Source organism: Kushneria phyllosphaerae, from assembly GCF_900312995.1.
Taxonomy (GTDB): Bacteria; Pseudomonadota; Gammaproteobacteria; order Pseudomonadales; family Halomonadaceae; genus Kushneria; species Kushneria phyllosphaerae.
The window spans coordinates 1-24922 of record NZ_ONZI01000001.1 but is presented as its reverse complement, the minus strand read 5'-3'; the positions used below and the strand labels follow the sequence as shown (position 1 = coordinate 24922).

The 24922-nt window shown below is 58.6% G+C and carries 20 protein-coding genes, 1 tRNA gene and 1 riboswitch; of the genes, 17 read left to right on the top strand and 4 right to left on the bottom strand.

The window, feature by feature from the left end:
* Positions 1-114 precede the first annotated feature (114 nt).
* Both KSP9073_RS00100 and ahcY read left to right on the top strand, forming a co-directional pair.
* Entirely contained in the window at positions 115-1380 is a 1266-nt protein-coding gene (locus KSP9073_RS00100; protein WP_108840937.1) for a cation:proton antiporter, read from the top strand.
* Positions 1381-1524: 144 nt separating this feature from the next.
* Positions 1525-1606, top strand: a riboswitch (S-adenosyl-L-homocysteine riboswitch).
* 14 nt (positions 1607-1620) lie between these two features.
* Entirely contained in the window at positions 1621-3024 is a 1404-nt protein-coding gene (ahcY, locus tag KSP9073_RS00095) for an adenosylhomocysteinase (RefSeq protein WP_108840936.1), read from the top strand.
* 125 nt (positions 3025-3149) lie between these two features.
* Here ahcY and polX read toward each other — a convergent pair whose 3' ends face one another.
* Together polX and KSP9073_RS00085 are read right to left on the bottom strand one after the other, a co-directional pair.
* Complete coding sequence (polX, locus tag KSP9073_RS00090; RefSeq protein WP_108840935.1) at positions 3150-4862, bottom strand: DNA polymerase/3'-5' exonuclease PolX; 1713 nt, start codon at positions 4860-4862, stop codon at positions 3150-3152.
* Between the two features lie 164 nt (positions 4863-5026).
* Complete coding sequence (locus KSP9073_RS00085; RefSeq protein WP_108840934.1) at positions 5027-6151, bottom strand: glycerol dehydrogenase; 1125 nt, start codon at positions 6149-6151, stop codon at positions 5027-5029.
* A 176-nt stretch (positions 6152-6327) separates the two neighbouring features.
* Here KSP9073_RS00085 and KSP9073_RS00080 point away from each other — a divergent pair, with 176 nt between their 5' ends.
* The 11 genes from KSP9073_RS00080 to sodC all read left to right on the top strand — a co-directional run bounded on the left by KSP9073_RS00080 (position 6328) and on the right by sodC (position 18723).
* Positions 6328-7173, top strand: a complete 846-nt coding sequence (locus KSP9073_RS00080) for a UDP-2,3-diacylglucosamine diphosphatase (RefSeq protein WP_108840933.1) — start codon at positions 6328-6330, stop codon at positions 7171-7173.
* Between the two features lie 355 nt (positions 7174-7528).
* Positions 7529-8122 carry a molybdopterin-dependent oxidoreductase gene (locus KSP9073_RS17960; protein WP_108840932.1) on the top strand — a complete coding sequence of 198 codons (594 nt, stop codon included), beginning with the start codon at positions 7529-7531 and terminating at the stop codon, positions 8120-8122.
* Positions 8123-8134: 12 nt separating this feature from the next.
* Entirely contained in the window at positions 8135-10606 is a 2472-nt protein-coding gene (gene fdnG / locus KSP9073_RS00070; protein ID WP_108840931.1) for a formate dehydrogenase-N subunit alpha, read from the top strand.
* 10 nt (positions 10607-10616) lie between these two features.
* Positions 10617-11564: a formate dehydrogenase subunit beta gene (gene fdxH, locus KSP9073_RS00065; RefSeq protein WP_108840930.1), complete on the top strand. Its 948-nt coding sequence runs from the start codon at positions 10617-10619 to the stop codon at positions 11562-11564.
* On the top strand, positions 11561-12277 hold the full coding sequence (locus KSP9073_RS00060; RefSeq protein ID WP_108840929.1) for a formate dehydrogenase subunit gamma: 717 nt from the start codon (positions 11561-11563) through the stop codon (positions 12275-12277). Before fdxH ends, KSP9073_RS00060 begins: the two co-directional genes overlap by 4 nt.
* Positions 12255-13196 carry a formate dehydrogenase accessory protein FdhE gene (gene fdhE / locus KSP9073_RS00055; RefSeq protein ID WP_108840928.1) on the top strand — a complete coding sequence of 314 codons (942 nt, stop codon included), beginning with the start codon at positions 12255-12257 and terminating at the stop codon, positions 13194-13196. Before KSP9073_RS00060 ends, fdhE begins: the two co-directional genes overlap by 23 nt.
* A gap of 273 nt (positions 13197-13469) precedes the next feature.
* Positions 13470-14888, top strand: a complete 1419-nt coding sequence (gene selA, locus KSP9073_RS00050; RefSeq protein WP_108840927.1) for an L-seryl-tRNA(Sec) selenium transferase — start codon at positions 13470-13472, stop codon at positions 14886-14888.
* Positions 14885-16816: a selenocysteine-specific translation elongation factor gene (gene selB / locus KSP9073_RS00045; RefSeq protein WP_108840926.1), complete on the top strand. Its 1932-nt coding sequence runs from the start codon at positions 14885-14887 to the stop codon at positions 16814-16816. The genes selA and selB overlap by 4 nt, the downstream gene beginning before the upstream one ends.
* 66 nt (positions 16817-16882) lie before the next feature.
* Positions 16883-16978: transfer RNA gene (locus tag KSP9073_RS17560), tRNA-Sec, on the top strand.
* A 284-nt stretch (positions 16979-17262) separates the two neighbouring features.
* Entirely contained in the window at positions 17263-18120 is an 858-nt protein-coding gene (metF, locus tag KSP9073_RS00040; protein ID WP_108840925.1) for a methylenetetrahydrofolate reductase [NAD(P)H], read from the top strand.
* A gap of 75 nt (positions 18121-18195) precedes the next feature.
* On the top strand, positions 18196-18723 hold the full coding sequence (gene sodC / locus KSP9073_RS00035; RefSeq protein WP_108840924.1) for a superoxide dismutase family protein: 528 nt from the start codon (positions 18196-18198) through the stop codon (positions 18721-18723).
* 96 nt (positions 18724-18819) lie between these two features.
* On the opposite strand, the gene KSP9073_RS00030 is transcribed toward sodC, so the two are convergent.
* Both KSP9073_RS00030 and prlC read right to left on the bottom strand, forming a co-directional pair.
* Positions 18820-19071, bottom strand: a complete 252-nt coding sequence (locus KSP9073_RS00030; protein WP_108840923.1) for a YheV family putative zinc ribbon protein — start codon at positions 19069-19071, stop codon at positions 18820-18822.
* A gap of 47 nt (positions 19072-19118) precedes the next feature.
* The gene (gene prlC, locus KSP9073_RS00025; RefSeq protein ID WP_108841954.1) at positions 19119-21161 is read right to left on the bottom strand and encodes an oligopeptidase A; all 2043 of its coding nucleotides are present in this window, start codon (positions 21159-21161) and stop codon (positions 19119-19121) included.
* Positions 21162-21291: 130 nt separating this feature from the next.
* Here prlC and KSP9073_RS00020 point away from each other — a divergent pair, with 130 nt between their 5' ends.
* The 4 genes from KSP9073_RS00020 to KSP9073_RS00005 all read left to right on the top strand — a co-directional run bounded on the left by KSP9073_RS00020 (position 21292) and on the right by KSP9073_RS00005 (position 24661).
* Positions 21292-22638, top strand: a complete 1347-nt coding sequence (locus tag KSP9073_RS00020) for a sodium-dependent transporter (RefSeq protein WP_108841953.1) — start codon at positions 21292-21294, stop codon at positions 22636-22638.
* A gap of 96 nt (positions 22639-22734) precedes the next feature.
* A complete protein-coding gene (locus KSP9073_RS00015) occupies positions 22735-23274 on the top strand; it encodes a gamma carbonic anhydrase family protein (RefSeq protein WP_108840922.1) in 540 nt (179 codons plus the stop codon).
* Positions 23275-23355: 81 nt separating this feature from the next.
* A complete protein-coding gene (locus tag KSP9073_RS00010; protein ID WP_108840921.1) occupies positions 23356-24027 on the top strand; it encodes a metal-dependent hydrolase in 672 nt (223 codons plus the stop codon).
* A gap of 25 nt (positions 24028-24052) precedes the next feature.
* The gene (locus KSP9073_RS00005) at positions 24053-24661 is read left to right on the top strand and encodes an HAD family hydrolase (RefSeq protein WP_165814106.1); all 609 of its coding nucleotides are present in this window, start codon (positions 24053-24055) and stop codon (positions 24659-24661) included.
* Positions 24662-24922: the final 261 nt, after the last annotated feature.

Here is a 24922-nt window from a genome sequence, read left to right as displayed (position 1 = left end):
CATTGCCCTGAAAGGCCCACGTGCGCGTGGGCTTTTTTGTGAGAGAAGTTTGTCTATGCTCAAGGGCCCCTGCCTGTCCCAAGCAGACCGATTCTTCGATCGAGCACGTTTCTCATGCTGAACATTGCTGCGCTTTTTATTACCGTGACCGCGCTTTTTTCGTGGTTCAACTATCGCTTTCTCCGCCTGCCGGCCACCATTGGTGTGATGGTGGTGGCTCTGGTGATGTCGCTGGCGCTGATCGCGCTGGATCATCTGGGCTTTACCTATGTGACGGACCTGACCGAGCAGTGGCTTGGCAGCATCAACTTCAATGCGCTGTTAATGGACGGCATGCTGTCGTTTCTGCTGTTCGCCGGGGCCCTGCATGTCGATATCGACAAGCTCAAGCGCTATCGCTATTCGATCGGCTTTCTGGCCTCGGTGGGGGTGGTGGTGTCAACACTTGCCATTGGCAGTGCCGCCTGGTGGCTGTTTGCCACCTTTAATATCCATGTGCCTTACCTTTACTGCCTGGTCTTTGGCGCGCTGATTTCACCGACCGACCCGATTGCCGTTCTGGGCATCATGCAAAGCGCCGGGGCCCCGGAAGACATGGAGGTCAAAATCGTGGGGGAGTCGCTGTTCAACGACGGCGTGGCGGTCGTGGTCTTTACCCTGCTGGCGGGTGCGGCCACGGCCGGTGAACAGCTCACGGCGACGCATTCGCTGATGCTTTTTGGCGAAGAGGCCGGGGGCGGCCTGCTGTTGGGAATGGTGATGGGCTATATCGCCTATCGGATGATGAAAAGCATCGATCAGTATCAGGTCGAGGTGCTGATCAGTCTGGCGCTGGTGCTGGGTGGCTATGCGCTGGCCACCTGGCTTGCGGTCTCCGGGCCGATCGCGATGGTGATTGCCGGGCTTTTCATCGGCAACCGTGGTCGTGAGCACGCCATGTCGGAAAATACCCGGCGCTATGTCGATGGCTTCTGGGAGTTGATCGACGAGATTCTCAACGCCGTGCTGTTTGTTCTGATCGGCCTGGAGCTGTTGCTGATTCCGTTTGAGTGGAGCTACCTGATGGTGGCCGGCCCGTTGATCCTGATCATCCTGTCGGTACGCCTAGTCACCATCGGGCTGCCCATGATGGTGATGCGACGCTGGGTCGACTATCGCCGCGGCACCACACGGGTGCTGACGTGGGGTGGCCTGCGCGGTGGGATTTCGGTGGCACTGGCCCTAGGGCTGCCGGACAGCGAGTACCGTGAGCCGGTCGTGATGATTACCTACATCATCGTGTTGTTTTCCATCCTGGTGCAGGGGTTGACCATCGGCAAGCTGGTCAGTCACGTGGTACCGGGTGTCGACCCTTCGTCGGCCGACTCGAAACATCATTGAATGCCGGCCTCGTGTTTTGCAGCGAGAGGCCGATAGTACGAGCAGCGCTGTCAGCGTTTGCGCCTGGTATTGACCACCAAAGGTACCAGCCCGCTATAATTTGCATCAGATTTTATCGCCTCACGCGTTTGTGGGGTGTCATGTCCACCCGAGGGGCGCTGCAGCAAAGGCACGACTTTTGCGAGGCTCGGGCTGGATACTCCGGATTCAACGGCGCCCGCTATCTGCCAGGAGTGTTTCATGGCTACTGCCGAAAACGCCGTTCATCAGGACTATAAGGTCGCCGATATTAATCTGGCCGACTGGGGCCGCCGCGAGATTCGCATCGCCGAGACCGAAATGCCGGCGCTGATGAAGATTCGCGCCAAATATCGCGATCAGCAGCCGCTCAAGGGCGCCCGTATCGCCGGCTGCATCCACATGACCATTCAGACCGCGGTGCTGATCGAGACGCTGATCGAGCTGGGCGCCAGCGTTCGCTGGTCCTCGTGCAACATCTTCTCGACCCAGGATCAGGCCGCTGCTGCGATTGCTGCTGCCGGCACCCCGGTCTTTGCCTGGAAAGGCGAAACCGATGAAGAGTTCTGGTGGTGCATCCAGCAGACCATCGAAGGTCCGGATGGCTGGCGCCCGAACATGGTGCTCGACGATGGCGGCGATCTGACCCTGATGCTCCACGATGATCACCCCGAACTTCTCGATGTCATTCACGGCATCAGCGAAGAGACCACCACCGGTGTTCATCGCCTTGTCGAAATGATGCGCAAGGGCACGCTGCGTGTGCCGGCCATCAACGTCAACGACTCGGTCACCAAGTCAAAAAACGACAACAAGTATGGCTGCCGCCACTCGCTGTCGGATGCCATCAAGCGGGGTCTTGATCACCTTCTTTCTGGCAAGCAGGCGCTGGTCATCGGTTATGGCGACGTGGGCAAGGGCTCGGCGGCTGGTCTTCGCAACGAAGGCATGATCGTCAAGGTCAGCGAAGTCGATCCGATCTGCGCCATGCAGGCCTGCATGGACGGCTACGAAGTGGTTTCGCCCTATATCGATGGCGCCAACGACGAGTCCGGCAGCAACCTTGATACCTATATGCTGGGCAAGATCGATGTGCTGGTGACCACGACCGGCAACATCAACGTCTGTGACGCTGGCATGCTGGGTGCAATCAAGAAGGGTGCCGTGGTGTGTAACATCGGTCACTTCGATAACGAGATCGATACCGCCTACATGCGCAAGCACTGGGCCTGGGAAGAGATCAAGCCGCAGGTCCACAAGATCTATCGCGATGGTACGCCGGGCAACTTCGATCCGACCAGCGGTGACTATCTGCTGCTGCTCTCCGAAGGCCGTCTGGTCAACCTGGGTAACGCGACCGGTCATCCGTCACGCGTCATGGACGGCTCCTTTGCCGACCAGGTGCTGGCACAGATTCACCTTTATGAGCGCCGGTTTGCCGACATCCCGTTGGATGAGCGTCCGGCCGTGACGGTAGAAGTACTGCCCAAGCAGCTTGACGAGGAAGTCGCTCGCTATATGGTTGAAGGCTTTGGTGGCACGCTCACCAAAATGACCCCGAAGCAGGCCGAGTATCTGGGCGTGCCGCAGGAAGGGCCGTTCAAGCCGCATGAATATCGCTATTAATGTCTAAATAGCATTCTGTGACACTTTCACGCCGTCCCATTCAGGGGCGGCGTTTTTGTTTGACGGCTGAGTGCTGTGGTGATGGTCGATGTTCCGGGGGCATCGCTGCGTTCAGCCCAGGACTGCTAGCGCGTCATCAGTTTTCTGAGCTGAGTGACGGTGCGAGTATTGAGCACGTCCTTTTTTTCAAGCCAGCCGCGACGGGCCTGCGTTACGCCAAGCACCATGTGCCCCAGTTGCTCGGGGGTATGAGCGTCGGTATTGATGGCAAGGGCTACGCCAATGTCGCGCGCCATGCGTGCCCAGTGGTCGGCGAGATCAAGTCGGGCAGGCTGTGCATTGATTTCGAGAAAGACACCGCGTGCCCTGGCCCCACGCAGTACGGCCTCGATATCAACCTCGTAGCCCTCGCGGCCGTTGATGATGCGGCCGGTAGGGTGCGCCAGAATATTGACGTGTGGGTTGTCCATGGCGCGCAGGATGCGGTTCGTCTGTTTCTCTCGTGACAGGTTGAACTTCGAATGTATCGAGAAGACGCAGACGTCGAGCTCTCTTAGCACGTCATCGGGAAGGTCAAGAGTGCCATCTTCCAGGATGTCGACCTCGTTGCCTTTCAAAACGGTAAAATTCTTCAAGCGCTCGTTGAGGGCATCGATCTCTGCCATCTGCTCGCGCAGGCGTCTGGCGTCCAGACCGTTGGCCATGGCCAGCCGTTTGGAGTGATCGGTGATGGCGATATAGCGATAGCCGCGACTTTTGGCGGCGTGCACCATGTCCTCAAGGCTCGCCTTGCCGTCGGAGGCAGTGGTATGCATGTGCAGATCACCGCGGATGTCCTCCAGAGTAATCAGCTCGGGGAGTGTACCCTCGCGGGCGGCATCGATCTCGCCACGGTTTTCCCGCAGCTCCGGAGGAATCCAGGGCAAATCGATCCTTGATAGAACGTCTTCTTCGGTACGGCCTGCCAGCTGTTTTTTCCCCTTGTAGATGCCGTATTCATTGATCCTGAGCCCGCGGTCGGTGGCCATTTTGCGAGTGGCGATGTTGTGTGCCTGCGAGCCGGTGAAATAGTAAAGGGCGGCACCAAAGCTCTTGTCGGCTACCACGCGTACATCCACCTGCAGACCCGAATGCAGATAAACGGTGGATTTTGTTTCGCCGTGAGAGACGATTTCGGCAATCTCCGGGTAGTCCATCAGGTGTGCCATGATGGCCGGGCCGTCATCGCTGCTGACCAGAATGTCGAGATCGCCAACGGTGTCGCGGCCGCGTCTCAGGCTACCGGCGGCACTGATGCGCTGGGCACTTTTGGCGTGTTCCAGCCAGGCGATCAGGTCGGCCGCGGCCCGGTGAGCTTCGTCGAGTCGCGTTCGGGGTGGGGTATCCTCCAGGCGTTCGGCCTCCTTTAGAATACCGGCTTCGGTCTTTTCACCAAAACCCTCGAGTGCGCGGATACGGCCTTCACGAGCGGCCTTTTTCAGGGACTCGAGACTGTCGATGCCCAGCGTCTCGTGAAGCTGGCGCACACGCTTGGGGCCCAGCTGACTGACCCGCATCAATTGCAAAAGCCCGGGCGGCAGACGCTTTTCGACGTCCTCAAGTACCGTGAGGTGGTCCGTATTGATCAGCTCGGTAATCTTCTCGGCCAGATCACGGCCGATACCGGACAGCTCGGTCAGGGGCTCGTCACGTGCCACCATGTCCTGCAGGGCATGGGGGTGGGATTCAATGGTCTGCGCAGCACTTCGATAGGCACGCACACGAAAGGCGTTGGCGCCTTCGATATCCAGCAGATTGGCCAGGCGGTTGAGGGTACGGGCGATATCGGCGTTTTGCATGAGTCTCGGCTTCCGGTCCGGTCACATGAAAGGAGGGCAGAACTGCTGCCAGCATGACGGCGCACAGGCCTTTTTTCGTTTCCGGTAGTCTGTGATCGTCGATGACAGGTTCGAAAGAGGGCCGCCGGGCGGCCCTCTTCTGACAAGACAAGGCAGGGCAAGGGTTATTCCCAGCCAAGCTTTTCCATGTAGGCCCGCGCATGAACGTCGACCGCCTTGATGGCGTAGACGACCTGATCCGGCGTCAGCGGATAGGCCAGATTGTGGATCGATTCTCCATTCTTGAGTGCGGCTTCGGCCACGCGATACAGGTCTTCGTCGCTGATGTCCTTGAGCTTGAGCGCTTCCAGCGTCATCGGCAGGCCCAGTGCCAGGTAGAGATCCAGATATTCTTCCAGCTCGGCCTGAGGCGTCTGATCCAGAATCAGCTGGGCGACAGTGCCATAGGCGACCTTTTCACCGTGAGTGAGCTCATGGATTTCGCCGTGCAGGGCGGTGAAACCGTTATGAATGGCATGAGCACCGGCCAGCCCGCCGCTTTCGAAACCAAGTCCGCTCAACAACGTATTGGCCTCCACAACGGCCTCAAAGGACGGGGTCACAATGCCGGCCTGGTTGGCCTGATAGGCGAGCAGGGCGTGATCGAAAAGCACTTCTTCGCATTTTTCACCGATGGCCTGACCCAGAATCGTTGCCTGACCGCCGGCCATGTTGGTGGCGCAGGCGCGAATGGCAGCGCGCGCCTCGACCCAGGTGGCCAGAGCATCGGCAATGCCGGAGGCCAGAAAGCGCGGAGGAGCGTTAACGATAAGGGCGGTGTCGACCAGCACCAGGTCGGGGTTTTTGTTGTAAAAGCGATAGGACTCGAACTCGCCCTCGTCGCTGTAGATCACTGACAGCGCACTGGTCGGGGCATCCGTTGAGGCGGTGGTGGGCAGTACGGCACAGGCTGCTTTCATCCTGTCCGCCACGCCCTTGGCGGTATCCAGTGTCTTGCCGCCGCCAAAACCGATGACCACATCCGCCTTGAGTACCTCGCCCTGCTGGATCAGTCGATCAATTTCGGCGCTTGAGGATTCACCTTCAAAAATGGCGCGCTCAAAGCGTATGCCGCTGCTTTCAAGGCTGTCACTCAACGCTCTGCCGGCCATTTTCCAGACGAAATCATCGGCGATGACCAGTGCCTGCTGACCCAGTTGCGACACGTAGTGACCGGCTCGGGAAAGCGTATTGGCGCCCTGAACATAGCGGCCGGGGCTGATAAAGACCTTCTCGCTGGGAGCGGACATCAGTGTTCTCCTTGGATAGTGGCGATAGAATGGTGACCAAATGAGTGTAGCTGTCTCTATAGCCTCTTATGGGCAACGATTCGACGGATGTCGATGTTATGTCGATAATTGTCTGTCATTGAAGGTGTTTAAAGAGACGCAGTTCATGCGTTGTCGAGACTGTCCGGGAGGATCCGATGGCCAGAAGGCCCAATGCACGCACTCTGTTTGTGTCCGATCTTCATCTGGGCACGCCTGATGCCCAGGCACAGCTGTTGCTCAATCTTATGCGGCTGGTGCGCCCTGAAAGGCTGTATCTGGTTGGTGATGTCTTTGATCTGATCGCCATGAAACGTCGGGCCATTTCGGTGCTGGATGGCCACCAGCAGCGTCTGGTGCGTCATATCCTGCGGCTGGCCCGGACCGGCTGCGAGGTCATCTATATCCCGGGCAATCATGACGCCGCCTTTCGTACCTTCTGCGGCGAAACCTTTCGCAGCATTGAAGTCCGGCGCGATGCCGTTCATGTCACACAGGATGGTCGGCGTCTGCTGGTCAGTCATGGCGACGAGTTTGATGGCCACTTCAAGGCGCCACGGTGGAAACTGGTCGTGGGCGAGATGGCGCTGCATACCATGCGTCGGACCAACCGCTGGACCGTCCAGGCCCGTCGTCGCATGGGGCGCCCGTATTGGTCATTGTCAGCAGCGCTCAAGCGTCGTTCAGGTAACGTCAAACACTTTGCCGGTGCCTTTCGTCAGTCCGCCCTGGCGCGCGTACGTCGGGAAGGAGTGGATGGCTACATCGGTGGCCATATTCACATCCCCTTTTTCGGCGAGTGTGAAGGTTTTGTGTACTGCAACGATGGTGACTGGGTCGAAAACTGTACGGCGCTGGTTGAAGAATTTGATGGTCGGCTGCGTCTGGTCGACTGGCAGAACAAGACGCTGGTGGATGATCCCAGGCCGCCCTCCGGGCACCGTGAGAAAACCGAGACCGAGGACTGGCTGGCTGATGAAGAGGGCCAGTTGACTTCGGATTAAAATAAAATTAATCCGGGCGCTGCTACTAACAGACTGAATCCTTTCGGGTTTTAAACGTCATGAAAAATTGTGGCGTTTACTTTTGAAACCCGATGATGACAAAACGTACAATGTCCCTGAAAATTGGCTTATGCGGCATCTTGTCCCCGCGACGCTGGCCGCATCACCATTTCCCTACCCCTTCTTTATCTGTATCACCTGATAAAAACCATCCCATTAGTGGGAAGTATTAATAATCGGTGAGGTCATGCCGATAAACAGTGACTGGTCACATCGGCCAACGGTCGATGTTCAAGCATGACGCCTGCCCGCCCTGACAGCCGGTAAATTCGGCAGGCGATGAGGAGATTGACCCATGACGGTTAATGTAACCCGAAGACAGTTCTTCAAGCTGGGGGCGGCAGGTGTGGCCTCTTCCAGCATGGCGATGATGGGGTTCGCCCCGGAGTCGGCTGAAGCGTCCGTTCGTCAGTTCAAACTGACGCACGCCAAGGAAACCCGCAACAACTGTACGTATTGCTCGGTGGGCTGCGGCGTTCTGATCTATAGCCATGGCGATGGTTCCAAGAACGCTCGTCAGGAAGTCTTTCACATCGAGGGCGACCCGGACCATCCGGTTTCTCGTGGCTCTCTTTGCCCGAAGGGATCGGGGCTTCTGGACTTTGTTCGCAGCGAAGGCCGTCTTGAATACCCGCAGGTACGTGCGCCGGGTTCAAGCGAGTGGAAGCGCGTCAGCTGGGATGAAGCGCTCAACAAGATTGCGCGTTACATCAAGGATGACCGTGATGCCAATTTCGTCGAACGTGACGAAAAGGGCGGCACGGTCAATCATTGGACCACGACCGGCTTTCTGGCCGCTTCGGGTTCCTCCAATGAGGCTGGCTACATCACCCACAAGGTGGTGCGTAATCTTGGCATGGTAGCTTTCGACAACCAGGCGCGCGTCTGACACGGACCGACGGTGGCAGGTCTTGCCCCAACATTCGGTCGCGGTGCGATGACCAATCACTGGGTCGACATCCGCAATGCCAATTTGATTCTTTCGATGGGCGGCAACTCTGCCGAGGCTCACCCCGTGGGTTTTCGATGGGTGACCGAGGCCATTGAGCACAACAAGGCCAAGCTGATCTGCATCGATCCGCGTTATACGCGTACCTGTGCAGTGGCAGACTACAAGGCCTTTATCCGTACCGGGACCGACATCACCTTCCTGGGCGGTTTGATCCATTATCTGATCACGACCGATCAGGTACAGCACGAGTACGTCCTCAACTACACCGATGCCTCGCTGATCGTGCATGACGATTACGGGTTTGAAGACGGTATCTTTACCGGCTACAACCCGGACAAGCACACCTACGATGACAAGTCATCGTGGATGTACAAGCTCGGTGATGACGGCTTTGCCCTGCGCGATGAATCGCTCAAGGACCCGCGCTGTGTCTATCAGTTGATGCGTGAGCACTACAGTCGCTATGACATCGATACGGTGTCGAGTATCTGTGGCATGCCCAGAGAGCATATCGAACATATCTGGGCGGAAATCGGCAAGATGGCCGTGCCGCACAAGACCATGACGATGCTCTATGCGCTGGGCTGGACGCAGCATTCGATTGGCTCGCAGATTATCCGCACGGCCGCCATGGTCCAGCTTTTGCTGGGGAACATGGGCATGCCGGGGGGCGGCGTCAATGCGCTGCGCGGTCACTCCAATATCCAGGGACTGACCGATCTGGGACTGCTCTCTCAGTTGCTGCCGGGCTACATGACGCTGGCCAATGCCGCCGAGCAGGACTATCCCGCGTATATCAAAAAGCGCGCCAAGCAGCCGATTCTGGAAGGTGAGGTCTCGTACTGGAAAAACTACGAGAAATTCCATGTCAGCCTGATGAAATCCTGGTTCGGTAATGCCGCAACCGAGGAGAACAACTGGTGTTTTGACTGGTTGCCGAAGCTTTCCAGACCGCTTTATGACGTGCTGGATACCTTTGACCGTATGTACAAGGGCGAGATCAACGGCTACTTCTGCCAGGGCTTTAACCCGCTGGCGTCGTTCCCCAATCGCCAGAAGGTCACGGAAGGGCTGTCCAAACTCAAGTATCTGGTCGTCATGGATCCGTTGAATACGGAAACCAGCGAGTTCTGGAAGAACTACGGCGAATACAACGACGTTGATTCGAGCCAGATCCAGACCGAGGTCATTCGTCTGCCGACGACCTGCTTTGCCGAGGATGACGGCTCGATCGTCAACAGTGCCCGCTGGCTTCAGTGGCACTGGGCTGCGGCACCCGGCCCGGGCGAGGCACGTCCGGATACGCGCATCATGGGTGATCTGTTTATCCGTATTCGCGAGCTCTACCGTCAGGAAGGCGGGGTTTTCCCCGATCCGATCCTGAATCTGGACTGGGATTACAACATTCCCGAAGCACCGTCCTCGGAAGAACTGGCTCAGGAGTACAACGGTCGTGCGCTGGTCGATCTGACCGATGACAACGGCAACGTGACCCGAAAGGCCGGCGAGCTGCTGTCAAGCTTCTCGGAAATGACTGCTGATGGCCGTACGGCGTCGGGGTGCTGGATATTTTCCGGTGCCTGGACCCAGGACGGCAATCAGATGGCACGGCGCGATAACTCCGACCCCTACGGCACCGGCAACACGCTGGGCTGGGCATGGGCATGGCCTGCCAACCGGCGCGTGCTGTACAACCGTGCCAGTGCCGATACGCAGGGCAGGCCCTGGGGCAAGGAAAAGGCGTTTGTCTGGTGGAGCAGCGAGCAGGGGCGCTGGATCGGCGCCGATGTCCCCGACTTTCCGTTGACGTCTGAACCGTCGAAGGGCGTGAGTCCGTTTATCATGCAGACCACCGGCGGCGGTAACTTCTTCGCCGGTCAGAGCATGGTCGATGGTCCGTTCCCGGAACACTACGAACCATATGAGTCACCGATCGACAACAATCCGCTGCATCCGAACAACCCGCTGGCGAGAAACAATCCGGCAGGACGTATCTTTGATAAGGATCGCGCGGATCTGGGGTCACGAGAGGAGTTTCCGCACGCGGCAACGACCTATCGCCTGACCGAGCACTTCCACTACTGGACCAAGCACGCGCGTCTTAATGCGGTGGTGCAACCGGAGCAGTTTGTGGAGATCAGTCATCAGCTGGCTGAGGAAGTCGGTGTGGTCGCCGGGGACTGGGTCAAGGTGTCTTCCAATCGCGGCTTTATCAAGGCCGTGGCAGTGGTGACCAAGCGTCTACAGCCGCTGCGCATTGGGGATCGTGACGTGCATCACGTAGGTATTCCGATTCACTGGGGCTTCACGGGTGTGGCGAAGAAGGGCTATCTGGCCAACGCTTTGACGCCTGTCGTGGGCGACGCCAATACCCAGACACCGGAATACAAGTCATTCATCGTCAAGGTCGAGAAGGCATAAGGGAGGGCATATGATCAATTCACAAAATATCGTTGCCCGCTCCGCAACGACACTACCGGCACCGCATGCACGCGACAACGTGGTCGAAGTGGCCAAGCTGATCGATGTCTCCAAATGCATCGGTTGCAAGGCCTGCCAGGTCGCCTGCATGGAGTGGAATGACCTGCGTGATGACGTGGGCGAGTGTCATGGGGTGTATGACAACCCCATGGACCTGACTGCCGAGTCATGGACGGTGATGCGCTTTAACGAAGTCGAAACCGATTTTGTGGGCGGCGATGACGTGAGCCGGGAGAAGGAGCTTTCCTGGCTGATCCGCAAGGATGGCTGCATGCACTGTGCCGAGCCGGGCTGTCTTGAGGCCTGCCCGGCCCCGGGTGCGATTGTGCAGTATGCCAACGGCATCGTGGATTTTGATTCCAACAACTGCATTGGCTGTGGTTACTGTATTACGGGCTGTCCGTTCAATATTCCGCGCATTTCGGAAAAGGACAGCAAGTCCTACAAGTGCACCCTGTGCTCTGATCGTGTCAACGTTGGATTGGAACCTGCCTGCGTCAAGGCCTGCCCGACCAACTGCATCGAGTTTGGAAGCAAAAAGGACATGCTGGCGCGCGCTGACAAGCGTGTGAACGATCTGAAAGAGCGCGGCTACGAACATGCCGGGATCTATGATCCGGCAGGCGTGGGCGGTACACACGTCATGTACGTGCTGCACCACAGCGACGAGCCCGGGCTTTACAGCGGTCTGGCGAAGGATCCTCGCATTTCGCCGGTCGTTGGTGCCTGGAAGGGCATTACCAAGCCCATCATGTCCGCCATTCTGGGGATCACGGCGTTTGCCGGCTTCTTCCACTACATCACCAAGGGCCCGAAGGAAGAGCCTACGGATGAGGAAGTCTTCGGTGAAGGCGATGACCATCATCGTGTCTCACGTGAAGAGGAGCATCGGTCATGAACTTCAGGAAACAAAAGACCATGCTGCGTTACGGCCCGGGTACCCGGGCCAATCACTGGGCCATGGCAGGCGCCTTCATTTTGCTGGCGCTGTCGGGGCTTGCCTTCTTTCATCCACCGTTTTTCTTTTTTACTGACATGCTGGGCGGGCCGGTCTGGTCGCGAATCCTGCATCCCTTTATCGGTGTGGTGCTGTTTGTGCTGTTTGTCATCATCGCGGTGCGACAGCTCAAATATAATCTGCTGATGAAAAACGATGTGCAGTGGATGCGCCAGATGGGCGATGTGCTCAATAACCGGGATGAAAAACTGCCGCCGATTGGCAAGTACAATCCGGGCCAGAAGATGGTGTACTGGGCGCTGATTCTCTGCATTCCGGTGCTTTTGATCACGGGTGTGATCATGTGGCGGCCGTGGTTTGCCGGGTTCTTTCCCATTCCGCTGATTCGCGTGGCAAGTCTTGTGCATGCACTGGCGGCCTTCATTGCGATTGCGACCATCATCGTGCACGTCTATGCGGCCATCTGGGTCAAGGGTTCGATCAAGGCCATGACCCGTGGTCGCGTGACGCATGCCTGGGCGAAGCATCATCATCCGCTCTGGTATGAAGAAGAGATGAAAGACCCCTCGCAGCGTGCGGGAGACGAGAACGCCTCCGAGCGTGACACGACATCCCATCACGGAGATCGCCATGACAGCCGAACATCAGGCTGAACATGATTACGGCGCCACACCCGGCGGGGTCGTTGAACCCCCCGCTGTGGTGCTGCCCGAACGGCGTCTTTTCAGCCATCGGGCCCGGCGCCTGCGCGACCTTTCCAGACGCATGCGCTCAATGGCCGATTTTCTCGGCTTTGCTGCACGTCTGGCGCAGGCCCAGCATCAGGTTCTGCAAAAGCGTACCAGTACCTTTACGCCGGACAGCCAGGCCTTCGATCTGGCACTGGAGCACGGCATGCCTCCGCTTTCAGTCCAGTCATTGCAGGCTGATCTGGACTGGCAGGAGGATCTGGACGCCCTGTGTGATGCGCTGGAGCTTAATGTGGGGCAGGCGCAGCAGCAGCTGATCCGTCAGCTCCGCCAGCTTGAGCACAAGACGCGCCAGGACATTGCCACTGAGGTGCTTGAGGCCGGCACGGGAACGGAAGATTTCCGCGCCTTCATGCCGCTGGTCGCCGCTGCCCTGCAGGTGGCATGGCTTCGCCAGTGCTCCGTGTTGCCTCGTCCGCCAAAGCGGGCCGAAGGCACGGCGCAGACAGTCTGCCCCTGCTGTGGTGCACTGCCGGTGGCCAGCCTTGTTCAGGTAGGTCGCGAGCGTTCCCGTGTTCGCTACATGCAATGCTCGATCTGTGCCGCCGAGTGGTACATGGAACGGGCGCGCTGTACGACCTGCTTTGAGACCGGAAAACTGGATTACGTGAGCCTTGAGGGCGAGGACGGCAAGCGGCCGTTACCGGTTCGTGCAGAAGCCTGCGGTGACTGCCATAGCTATGTAAAGATCATTCATCTTGACACCGAGGTGGATGCCGACGCGCTGGCTGATGATCTGGCAAGTCTGGGGCTGGATATCATGATCGCCCGCGAGCGTGATATCGGTCGCAGCAGCTATAACCCCTGGATGGTGGCGGGCTGATCGTCATGGCTTGTCCCTTGAACGCGCTCAACAGGAGCGCGTTTTTTTATGTGGTTATATCAAAACAATCTCTATAGAAAATGTATCCTGCTTGTTTCAATACTTTTTTAAGGGATGATGGCCGGCTTGAAGGATGGTGTACCTTATGGTCCGATTCCAGCCTGTTACTGCCTGAGCATCTTCCATACTCCGGGTTAATGGTAATGCCTGAATTAAAAGGTGAGCGTGTGTTGAATCAACGCCCTTATCCCGATCTCATGAAAGGAGCCCTTGATGGATGACCCGCGTCGTTACCTGCCGGCAGTGGACGTGCTGCTGTCTCATCAGGCGATGGAGCGCTCGCAGATCAGCCATCGGCTTAAAATACGTGCCGTGCGCGAACTGCTTGCCAGCGAGCGCCAGCGCCTTTCACGGGCCGATGCCACACCTCTCGAGTCTGAGCAGCTGGTTTCGCAGGCGCTTGATATGGCCCGATCGCTGAGCGCTTCCAGTGCGCCTAGCGTTTTCAACCTGACCGGTACCGTTATCCATACCAATCTGGGGCGGGCACCGCTGGCCGAGCCTGCCATCGAGGCCATGACTCGCGCCGCCCGACATTCCCTGGCGCTGGAGTACGACATCGATAGCGGCCATCGGGGAGATCGCGATCAGGTTGTTGAATCGCTTTTATGTGAGCTGACCGGCGCGGAAGCAGCGACGGTGGTCAACAATAATGCTGCCGCCGTGGTATTGACGCTGTCGGCGCTGGGCGCCGGCCGTGAAGCCGTGATTTCTCGCGGTGAGCTGATCGAGATTGGTGGCTCGTTTCGTCTGCCTGACATCATGCACACCTCCGGCTGCTATCTGCGCGAAGTGGGGACCACCAACCGTACCCATGCGCGGGATTTCGAGCAGGCCATGGGGGAGGAAACCGGCATGATCTTCAAGGCGCATACCTCCAATTACGCGGTGGAAGGATTTACGGCCGCCGTGGAGGAAAGCGAGCTGGCGCGCATTGCCCATGCTCGTGACGTGCCCTTTATTGTGGATCTGGGCAGTGGGGCGCTTACGGACATGGCGGCACTGGGATTGCCTGACGAGGCCCGCCCCCGGCAGAGCATCGAGGCCGGTGCGGACGTGGTGACCTTTAGCGGTGACAAGCTGCTTGGCGGTCCTCAGTGCGGTCTTGTCGTGGGCAGCCGTGATTGTATTGATCGTATTCGGCGTCATCCTCTCAAGCGGGCGCTGCGCGTCGACAAGCTGATCATGAGTGCGCTGGAGGCCACCCTGCAGCTGTATCGGGACAGTGACGACATCGCGCGCGATATTCCGACACTGACGCTGCTGACACGTCCACAGACCGATATTGCGTCCACGGCCGAACGTCTACTGCCGGCACTGGTCGAGCATTTATCCGATATGCAGGTCAGTATCGCTCCATGCAAAAGTCAGCTGGGCAGTGGTGCGCTGCCGGTGGACCGCCTGCCCAGTCATGCCTTCGTGATTGCCCCGATCGCGTCGGAGCGCCGCTCGGGAGAGCGCAGCCTGCGCCTGATTGAAACCGCTTTCAGACAGCTGCCAAGGCCAGTGATCGGACGACTGCATGACGGGGCGCTCTGGCTGGATCTGCGCTGTCTGCAGGGCGAGGCCGAAGAGCGCGCCTTTGTAGAGCAGCTCGGCCATCTCTCGCTCAATCGGGATTCTGGATCATGATTGTAGGCACGGCAGGCCATGTCGATCATGGCAAGACAGCGCTGATTCACTCGCTGACCGGCATCAGTACCGATCGGCTGAGCGAAGAACAGGCGCGCGGTCTGACCATCGAGGCCGGCTATGCCTACCCGGAACTGTCTGATGATTTCGAGCTGGGGTTTATTGATGTGCCCGGGCACGAAAAGTTTATCCACAACATGTTGTCGGGTGTGGCGGGCATCGACACCATGCTGCTGGTCGTGGCGGCGGATGATGGCGTCATGCCCCAGACCCGTGAGCACATGCAGATACTGCGTCTTTTGGGTATCGACCGGGGAGTAGTGGCACTAACGAAGTGTGATCTGGTCGAGCCGTCGCGCATTCTGGAAGTACATGAGGAGATTCAGGCGCTGCTGGCCGGCTCGCCGCTGGAAGGCTCGCAGATCTTTGAGGTCTCCAGTCGGACCGGTGAGGGCATTGCCGCGCTCAAGGACGAGCTCTGGCAACGCGCTCGGGCCAGCGACGCCGAAGTGGCACAGGGCAACTTTCGCATGGCCGTGGATCGTGCCTTTACCAAGACCGGTTCAGGGCTTGTGGTCACGGGCACGGTTGTGGCTGGCGAGATTTCGGTGGGCGATAGCGTCAGATTGTTTCCCTCCAATCATGACGCCCGTGTCCGAGGACTTCGACGTCAGGGACGCGTGGCCGAGCATGCCCGCCAAGGTGACCGGCTTGCCCTGAATCTGGCGGGGCCGGGCATTGATCGGGAGATGGTTCAGCGCGGTGACTGGGTCGTGGCCCAGGCGCTACCGACGCCTTCGCTGACACGCGTGGATATTGCCCTTGAGCTTCTTGACGATGCGCCCCCCTTGAGCCACTGGTCGGGGGTGCATCTGCATCTGGGGGCGTCGCACGTCACCGGGCGCATTGCCCTGCTGGAAGGACAGCAGCTGCTGCCCGGGCAGCGCATGCTGGCGCAGATGATTCTGGAGTCGCCGCTGCATGCCTGCCTGGGAGATCGCGTCATCGTGCGCGATCATGGCGCGCAACATACCATTGGCGGCGCCATTGTGCTCGACGGTACGCCACCGCGCCGCGGCCAGCGTTCAAAGGCGCGTCTTCAGTGGCTGGAGAGCTGTCGTCAGGCAGTCATGGGCAGCTCGGCCGGCATGTCTCTGGACGAGCCGCTCAGGATGGCTCTGAGGCTGCGTTCGGATGGCCCGGATGTGTATGGTCTGGCGCGTAACTTCAATCGTACGCCGGCTTCGCTGGCCCGGGAGTTCGAGGCGCTGGGCGCGTGGGTCATCAGTGCCGGTCAGGAAATGCGGGCCTTCTCCCCTGAGGCGCTGGAGTCGCTTCGGGTACGCATACTCGAGGTGGTCACTGAAAACCATGAGCGCGAGCCTGCCATGCTGGGCACCGAACGCGAGCGTCTGCGCCGCCAGGTAATGCCGGGGCTGCCCAGTGCGCTGTTTCGCCAGATTGTTCAGCCGCTGATGACGACAGGCATGCTGAAACAGCATGGTCCTTTTTTGTCGCTGCCGGAGCATCAGGCCGCGCTATCAGATGAAGAAGAGGTTCTCTGGCAGCAGATTCAGCCGCATCTTGCTGCAACGCCCTTCGATCCGCCCCGTGTCCGGGACCTGGTTGGACTGACAAATATCGGCGAGGCACGGGTGCGTCAGGTATTGACCTCGGCCGCGCGTCTGGGGCGTGTCTATCATGTGCGCCGCGATCATTTCTTTCTCGCTCAATGCGTGTTTGATATGGCCGACATGATTCAACAGCTCGAGACGGCTCAGGGCGCGGCGCATGTCGCAAGCTTTCGTGACCGGCTGGGCATCGGGCGCAAACTGGCAGTCATGATCCTGGAGTTTTTTGATCGAATCGGCTATACACGACGGGTGCGCGATGACCATGTCGTGCGCCGGGCCGACATGTGGCATTAATTAAGCTATCATGCAGGCTTGCTGTAATACCCTTTGATGGTATACCTGCTGACACCGTTCGATTACGGAAAGGCTTCGTCCCCCGGTGGGGCGCTCGGGCTTCAAACCCGAGAGGGGCTGCCAGCAGTCCCTGGTGGGTTCGACTCCCACGCTTTTCCGCCATTTCCGGCACCATCAGTGCTTCCGGCACCCTCAGCGCCGCTCTGATGACGGCCAATGCAGGGGGCGTTGCTTCCCCTCCATTTGTCCTTCAAACGCTTTTGCTTTTCTGATCATGAATTCTGCTTGATCAGTACCCTCGAATCTTTCATTTGGCCTGGCCTCCCGGCGTCGTCACAATACATGGCATCCACTGCTGCTCGACCACTGCCCCGAACGGGCAGGCCACAGGCGCACACATGCTCCTGTCCGGTCGACGGCGCGACTTGTGAAAGGACTTCAGACCCATGAGTGATGCCTGCGCCCCCGAACTGAGCTTCGAGTTTTTTCCGCCCCGTACCGAGGCCGGTCAGGAGCGACTGCCGGAAGTCTATAAAAGGCTTGCCGAGCTTAATCCGCGGTTCTTTTCAGTGACCTTTGGTGCCGGCGGTACAACGCGCGATTTCACTTTTGATGCCGTCAAAAACATGTCACGGGATACCGGCGTCTGTACGGCGCCGCATCTCTCCTGTGTGGCCAGTGACAAGGAAGATATCCGCAGACTTTTGGCGCACTATCGTGAGCATGGCATCAAGCGCATCGTGGCCCTGCGCGGTGATATGCCCTCAGGCATGATGGGGATCGGGGAGCTTCGCTATGCCCGCAATCTTGTCGACTTCATTCGCGAAGAAACCGGTGATCATTTTGACCTCACCGTCGCCGCCTACCCGGAGTGTCATCCGCAGGCGCAAAACTTCGAGCGTGATATCGATCATTTTGTCGACAAGGTGCGCGCCGGGGCCGACATGGCCATCACGCAGTACTTCTTCAATCCGGATGCCTATCATCACTTTGTAGACAGGGTTCGTGCCCGCGGTGTGGATGTACCGATCGTGCCGGGCATCATGCCGATCACCAATTACACCAAACTGGCCCGTTTTTCCGAAATGTGCGGTGCCGAAATTCCGCGCTGGGTGCGTCGTCAGCTTGAAGCCTATGGCGATGACAGTGAAAGCATTCAGGCCTTCGGGCACGAAGTGGTGACGCGTCTTTGTCAGCAGCTGCTGGATCAGGGCGCGCCGGGACTGCACTTTTATACGCTCAACCAGGCAGAAGCCTGCACAAGGCTTGTGGCTGATCTCTCGCTTGAGCATGCCCGCCATTGATTGGTCGCATTGGTTTGAGCCAGCTAGTCTTGTGGGTACGCCAATCGTTAATGGGCTGACTTGAGAGGACTTGTGATGAAAAAATTGTTTCTGGCATCTGCGCTGCTGGCAATGACACCGCTGGCCATGGCCGACACGACGGTAGAGTTGCACAAGGCGAACGACAAGGGCGTGGGCGAATCCGTAGGCACCGTGACCTTCGAGGATACCGATTACGGACTGCTGGCTACGCCTGATATTTTCGGTCTGCCGGGATTTGGCATGCATGGTTTCCATCTGCATGCCAACCCGAGCTGTGATCCTTCGACCACCGATGGCAAGGTGACACCGGCTGGCGCTGCCGGCGGCCACTTTGATCCCGAAGACACGCAGACGCATGCCGGCCCCTATGCCGAGGACAGCCATCTGGGTGACATGCCGCTGCTGGTCGCAGACAACGATGGCAACATCAAGACGCCGGTGCTGGCGCCTCGCCTGAAAGAGAGCGATCTTGCCGGGCACGCCGTCATGATTCATGAAGGCGGCGACAATTACAGTGACAGCCCGAAGCTGGGTGGCGGTGGCGCGCGCTGGGCCTGTGGCGTGATCAAGGGCGCCAACTAATCCGGAGCGTTGCTTGCTGAAAAAAAGGCCCTGCCGATGAATCGGCAGGGCCTTTTTAATGCATTGGCAGTCAGCGCAGTCGTCGCGCTGGTGAGGTTAGCGTTTGCCCGGGTCGATGATCTTGACCGGCTGAAAGTCATCGCTTTCTTTTTTCGGTTCACCTCTGGAAACGCGCGTCTCCAGTGGATCAAGCGTTTCTTCGGTCATGGGCAGCTGCTCGAAAAAGTCACAACTGACGCACTCTCGATAGCGCGTGCCGTTGCTCTCCCAGCTGCGGATACGGTCCATGGCGCTACAGCGCGGGCAAATGGCCCCGGCGATAAAGCGTTTGGGGGTTGACTGATTCATCAGGGCTCCTGACCGGCAGTGAACGTCTGCCGGTCGTGATGCAGGGGTCAGGCAGTTTGTTGAATACCGCTATGGCGAAGCAGCGGTTCGATGCTGGGTTCACGTCCACGAAACTCCTGAAACAGGACCGCAGCATCGCGGGCGCCGCCCTGTTCCAGAATGCTGGTGCGAAAGCGCATGCCCGTGGTCTGGTCAAAGACGCCGGCGTCTTCAAAGGCCGACCAGGCATCTGCCGAGAGCACTTCGGCCCACTTGTAGCTGTAGTAGCCTGCCGCGTAGCCACCGGCAAAGATATGGCTGAACCCATGCTGGAAGCGGTTGAACTCGACTCTGGGCACCACGGAGACCTGATGACGGACGCTGTCCAGCAGGGACTGGATATCGTCGGCATTCGGCGCCTGATGTTCCCGGTGCAAGCGCAGATCAAACAGCGAGAATTCGATCTGGCGCACCATGGTCATGGCGGACTGGAAGTTGCGGGCTGCCTGCAAGCGATCGAGCAGATCATCCGGCAGGGGGTCGCCGGTATCCACATGGGCGGCGATCAGGTCGAGCCCTTCGCGTACCCAGCAGTAATTTTCCATGAACTGGCTGGGCAGCTCGACAGCGTCCCAGGCCACACCGTTGATGCCGGAAATATCCGCCACCCGCTGACGGGTCAGCATGTGGTGCAGTCCGTGGCCGAACTCATGAAACAGGGTCAGGACTTCATCATGGGTCAGCAGCGCCGGGCGATCCCCTACCGGACGAGTGAAGTTACAGGTCAGATAGGCCACCGGTAGCTGAAGACTGCCGTCTTCGCGCTCACGTCTGACCCGGCACTCGTCCATCCAGGCGCCGCCGCGCTTGCCCTCGCGCGCATAGAGATCGAGGTAGAACCCGGCGATGACGCTGTCATTTTCCAGAATGTCGAAAAAGCGCACATCGCTGTGCCAGCGCGGTGCCTGGGTATTTTCACGAAAGCTGACGTTGAAGAGTTTGCCAATGACCCGGAAAAGCCCTTCCACAGCGCCGGGCGCGGGGAAATAAGGGCGAAGCTCTTCCTGTGAAATGGCATAGCGCGCTTCGCGCAGCTTTTCACTGGCATAGCCGGTATCCCAGGGCGCGAGCTGTTCGATGCCCAACTCATCGCGGGCAAAATCGCTGAGGTTTTGAAACTCTTCGGTGGCCTGAGGGACGGCGCGGTTTGCCAGATCCTGCAGGAACTCGAGCACCTGGTCGGGGCTGTCCGCCATCTTGGTGGCCATCGAGTAGTCGGCATAGGTGTCAAAGCCGGCCAGTGCCGCAATCTCCTGTCGGAGCGTCACGATGTCGGACATCACGCCCGAGTTATCGAATTCGCCGGCATTCGGGCCCTGATCCGAGGCGCGGGTGACAAAGGCGGTATATACCTCCTCACGCAGGGCACGGTCATCGGCGTGGCTCATGATCGGGAAGAAGCTCGGGAAGTCGAGCGTAACGCGATAGCCATCGACACCCTTGGCCTCGGCATTGGCGGCCAGGGTTTCCAGCGCGCTCTGCGGTAGTCCACCCAGACGCTCGCGCGGAACATCCAGATGCCAGGCCTGCGTGGCATCCAGCACGTTATTGGAGAAGGTGTTGGACAGTGTGGAAAGCCGGGCCTGAATGTCGCCAAACCTTGCCTTCTTTTCTGACGGCAGATCGACACCGGCCAGGCGAAAGTCACGCAGTGTATTGTCGATCGATTTGCGCTGGCCCTGATCCAGCTGCGCATATTCGTCGCTTTCTGCCAGCGTCTGGAAGGCCTTGAAAAGCCCTTCATGCTGACCCAGCCAGGTGCCATAGGCCGATAGCTTGGGCAGGCAGGCCTGGTAGGCTTCGCGCAACGCCTGCGAATTCATGGTGGCATTGAGGTGCGATACCGGTGACCAGGCCTGAGAAAGCTGGTCATTGATGGCTTCAAGCGGTACTGCCAGCCCCTGCCAGGTATAGTCGCCTTCCTCGACCAGCTTTTCGATGGCTGCCCGGTTGCGTGCGAGCAGCTCGTCCACGGCCGGCTCGATGATGTCGGGTGTAATGGCCTCGAAAGGGGGAAGCGTATGGGATTCGAGCAGGGGATTGGTAGACATGAAGCGACCTCGCGGTTGGCGAAAGATATACTGCTGACAATGAGGGTGTCGGACGCCGGTTTCAATGCAGGCGCCGGGCATCATGAGTTGATTCAGTGCGCATCATGGCGCGGCAGAAGGGATGCAGGACATGTCCGAAGTGGTAGAGCGCTGGGGGTCACGACGTGCGTTCATTATAGCAGTGACAGGGGCGGCAGTCGGTCTGGGCAATATATGGCGCTTTCCCTGGATGACTGGCGAAAATGGAGGCGCTGCCTTTTTATTGCTCTACGTGGTGTTTCTGGCCCTGCTGGGGTTGCCGGTCATGGTGGCCGAAATCATGATCGGCCGGGCCGGGCGTCGTACACCCATGCAGGCGCTGACCTTTCTGGCACGCGACGTTGGCAAGAGCCGGCACTGGGGGCTACTGGGGCTTTTCGGTGGCATCACCCTGTTTTTCATACTTTCCTTTTATTCCGTGGTGTCCGGCTGGTCGATCGAGTATCTGGTGGAGGCGTTTACCGGCGGCTTTGCATCGCGCACGCCGCAGGAAATCGGTAGTGCCTTTGAGAACTTTCTCGCAAGCCCCGGCCTCGTGCTGCTCAATCACAGCATTTTTCTGTTTTTGACCATGGCGGTAGTGGCCAGCGGGGTCGGCAGCGGTCTGGAGCGACTCAATAATCTGCTGATGCCGCTGCTCTATCTGCTGTTGATCCTGCTGGTGGGCTACGCCTTTACCACCAGCGGATTCACGACCGCGCTGTCCTGGCTTTTCAAACCCAATATGTCGGCACTGACGCTGACGGCCATCTTTAATGCGATGGGACATGCCTTTTTTACCCTTGCCGTTGGTGCAGGGGCCCTGATGGCCTATGGGGCCTATATGCCCGATGATCAGAGCCTGCCCCGGGCCGTGATTACCGTGGCCGTGCTGGATGTGGCAGTTGCCCTGCTGGCCGGCATTGCCATCTTCTCGATTGTCTTCTCGCAGGGTATGGACCCGGCCTCTGGTCCGGGGCTCATGTTCGTAACGCTCCCCATTGCCTTTGCCGATTTGCCCGGGGGTGCGCTGTGGCTTGGCTGCTTTTTCGTGTTGCTGCTACTGGCGACCTGGACCTCTTCCATTAATCTTGCCGAACCGATGGTGGCCATGCTGGGCAGCGCCGGTCTGACACGGCCCTTGGGAGCGTTGATCATCGGTGTCGGTGTCTGGTTGATGGGGCTGCCCTCGGCGCTGTCCTTTTCGATCTGGTCGGATGTCCGTCTGTTCAATGACATGACGCTGTTCGATCTGGCCACAACGCTGCCGATCGACATCATGCTGCCTATCGGTGGATTGTTGATTGCCGTCTTTTCGGTCTGGGTCGTGGCGCCGCCTCGTGCGATGGAGGCCATTGGGGCCGGCGAGCGCTTTTATCGAGTATGGCGTGCGGTGGTGCGATGGATCTCCATTCCGCTGCTGATTCTGGTGTTGCTGGGCTTTTTCCTGATGAAATAGCCGCGTCCTGATGTGTCTGAGGGTGGGGCGAGGGCGCTGGCGGCATCGCTCGGGTTGTTGCAGACTGAGACGACACATCGGGCAGGGAGAAAGCACATGGGTATTCGAAGCTTCAGGGGAGTGTCGCCGTCACTGGGCGAGCGAGTCTTCATTGATGACAGCGCTGTGGTACTGGGCGATGTCACGCTTGGGGATGATGTCTCTGTCTGGCCGACGGCAGTTATTCGCGGTGACATGCACCGTATCCGTGTCGGCGCCAGAACCAGCATTCAGGACGGTTCGGTGCTGCATATCACCCATGCCAGCGATTACAGCCCCGGGGGATATCCGCTGACGATCGGTGATGATGTCACCGTCGGTCATCGCGCCATCCTGCATGGCTGCACCATTGCTTCAAAGGTGCTGATTGGCATGGGCGCCACGGTACTGGATGGTGCCGTGGTGGAAAGCGAAGTGCTGGTGGCGGCAGGGGCTGTGGTTCCCCCGGGCAAGCACCTGGAAAGCGGCTATGTCTACGGCGGCAATCCGGTACGCCAGCTGCGCCCGCTCAAGGAGTCCGAATACCGCTTCTTTACTTATTCAGCGGCCAACTATGTGTCGCTCAAGGATGAGTTCCTCTCTCAAGCCGACCGATAACGCTGTTCCGACGGCTGCTATATCATTGTTGTCACTGGGAAAATTGCGCCATAATATGGGTTTATATCCAGTATTTGAGTTATGGCCAATTTCAAAACGCATTTTACGGTAGCGGCGGTCGGTGGGGCACTGGCAGGTGCACTGGGCTGGCAGGCAGGTCTCTGGCCCTTCGTTGACAGCTTTCCGGTCGCAGGGCTGGTCGCGCTGGGCGGGATTGTTCCGGATATCGATGCCGATCAGTCTCGTGCCGTGCGCCTGCTCTTTACCCTGATGGCCATGCTGGCCGTGATCGGTTGTGTGTCGGCGCTTCAGCCCTTTTTGTCCCTTGCAGAGCTAAGCGGTGCGGGTGTCGGCACCTATCTCTTCGTACGTTATCCTCTGAGCAGTCTCTTCAAGCGCTTCTCCGTTCATCGCGGCATCTGGCATTCCCTGCTGGCGGCGGTACTGTCATCACTGGCCGTTGCTGTCGTGAGTTATCAGCTTTTTATACAGACCGCCATGCAGTCATGGATCCTTGCTGGGGCCATGCTGATCGGCGTGCTTATCCATCTTCTGCTGGATGAGATCTACAGTATCGATATCGAAGGCCGACGCCTGAAGCGCTCTTTTGGAACGGCCTTCAAGCTCTACGATTACGGTACGCCGCAGACGGCACTGTTGATGGGCATTGTTATTGTGTCAATGACGCCCTGGTTGCCACCTTATGATGCCCTTCAGGCTATTGGTGGGCGGGTGTTGGCGCTGTGGCGTTGATCATTAGGCCATGGGAGGAAGGGACATGGTGCAGCAGGAAATACTTCTGTTTGATGTTGGCGGTGTTCTGGCCGACTGGGATGGCATTACGCCGCTGGTGAACCTGACCCAGGGCAGATTGAGTCGTGAAGAGGCTCGTCGCTTCTGGCTGGAGTTCACCCCGCTGGCTCCCTTTGAAACAGGGAAGGCGTCGGCCACTGGTTTTCTGGAAGCGGCCGTTGAAGCCCTGTCACTGGATATGACACCCGAAGCGTTTGGACAGCATTTCGCCGGCTGGGTGTCTGGGCTCTATCCAGGGACTCTGGAAATGCTCGAGCGGATTGATCCGCGCTTTTACAGGGCCATCCTCAGCAATAACAATCCCCTTCACTGGGTCGTCATTCAGCGTACCGGACTGGAGGCATACTTTGATGCCCTCTTTCTTTCTCACGAGATTGGCTATCGCAAGCCGGATCCGCGTGCGTGGCAGCACGTGTTGAAGGCACTGTCATGCAATGCCGGGCAGATTACTTTCCTTGATGACAATCCCGAGTGCGTGGATGCCGCTCGTGCGCTGGGTATGCACGCACATCTGGTCAAGGGCAGGGAAGCCCTTGAAGCATGCCTTGAAAAGGAAGGCTATCTGCTTTCCTGAAAGCGTCTCTCTAAAGCATCTATTTTATAGAGGGTCTCTCTATATATAGAGCGATCGCCAAGCGGACCTGTCCCCTGCCATGACAGAAAAATGAAAGTTTTTGACGAAAGGGGTTGCGCCCTCAGGGTCTGATCTATAAAGTACGCATCCGCTGCCACGGAGCACACGGCGACGAGGCAGCGGGGAAGGTAAGCAGGTGATTGTTTTGACTGAGGTTTTGGTCACCCAATCAGGATCACGGATCCAGCCGCTGACTTCCGA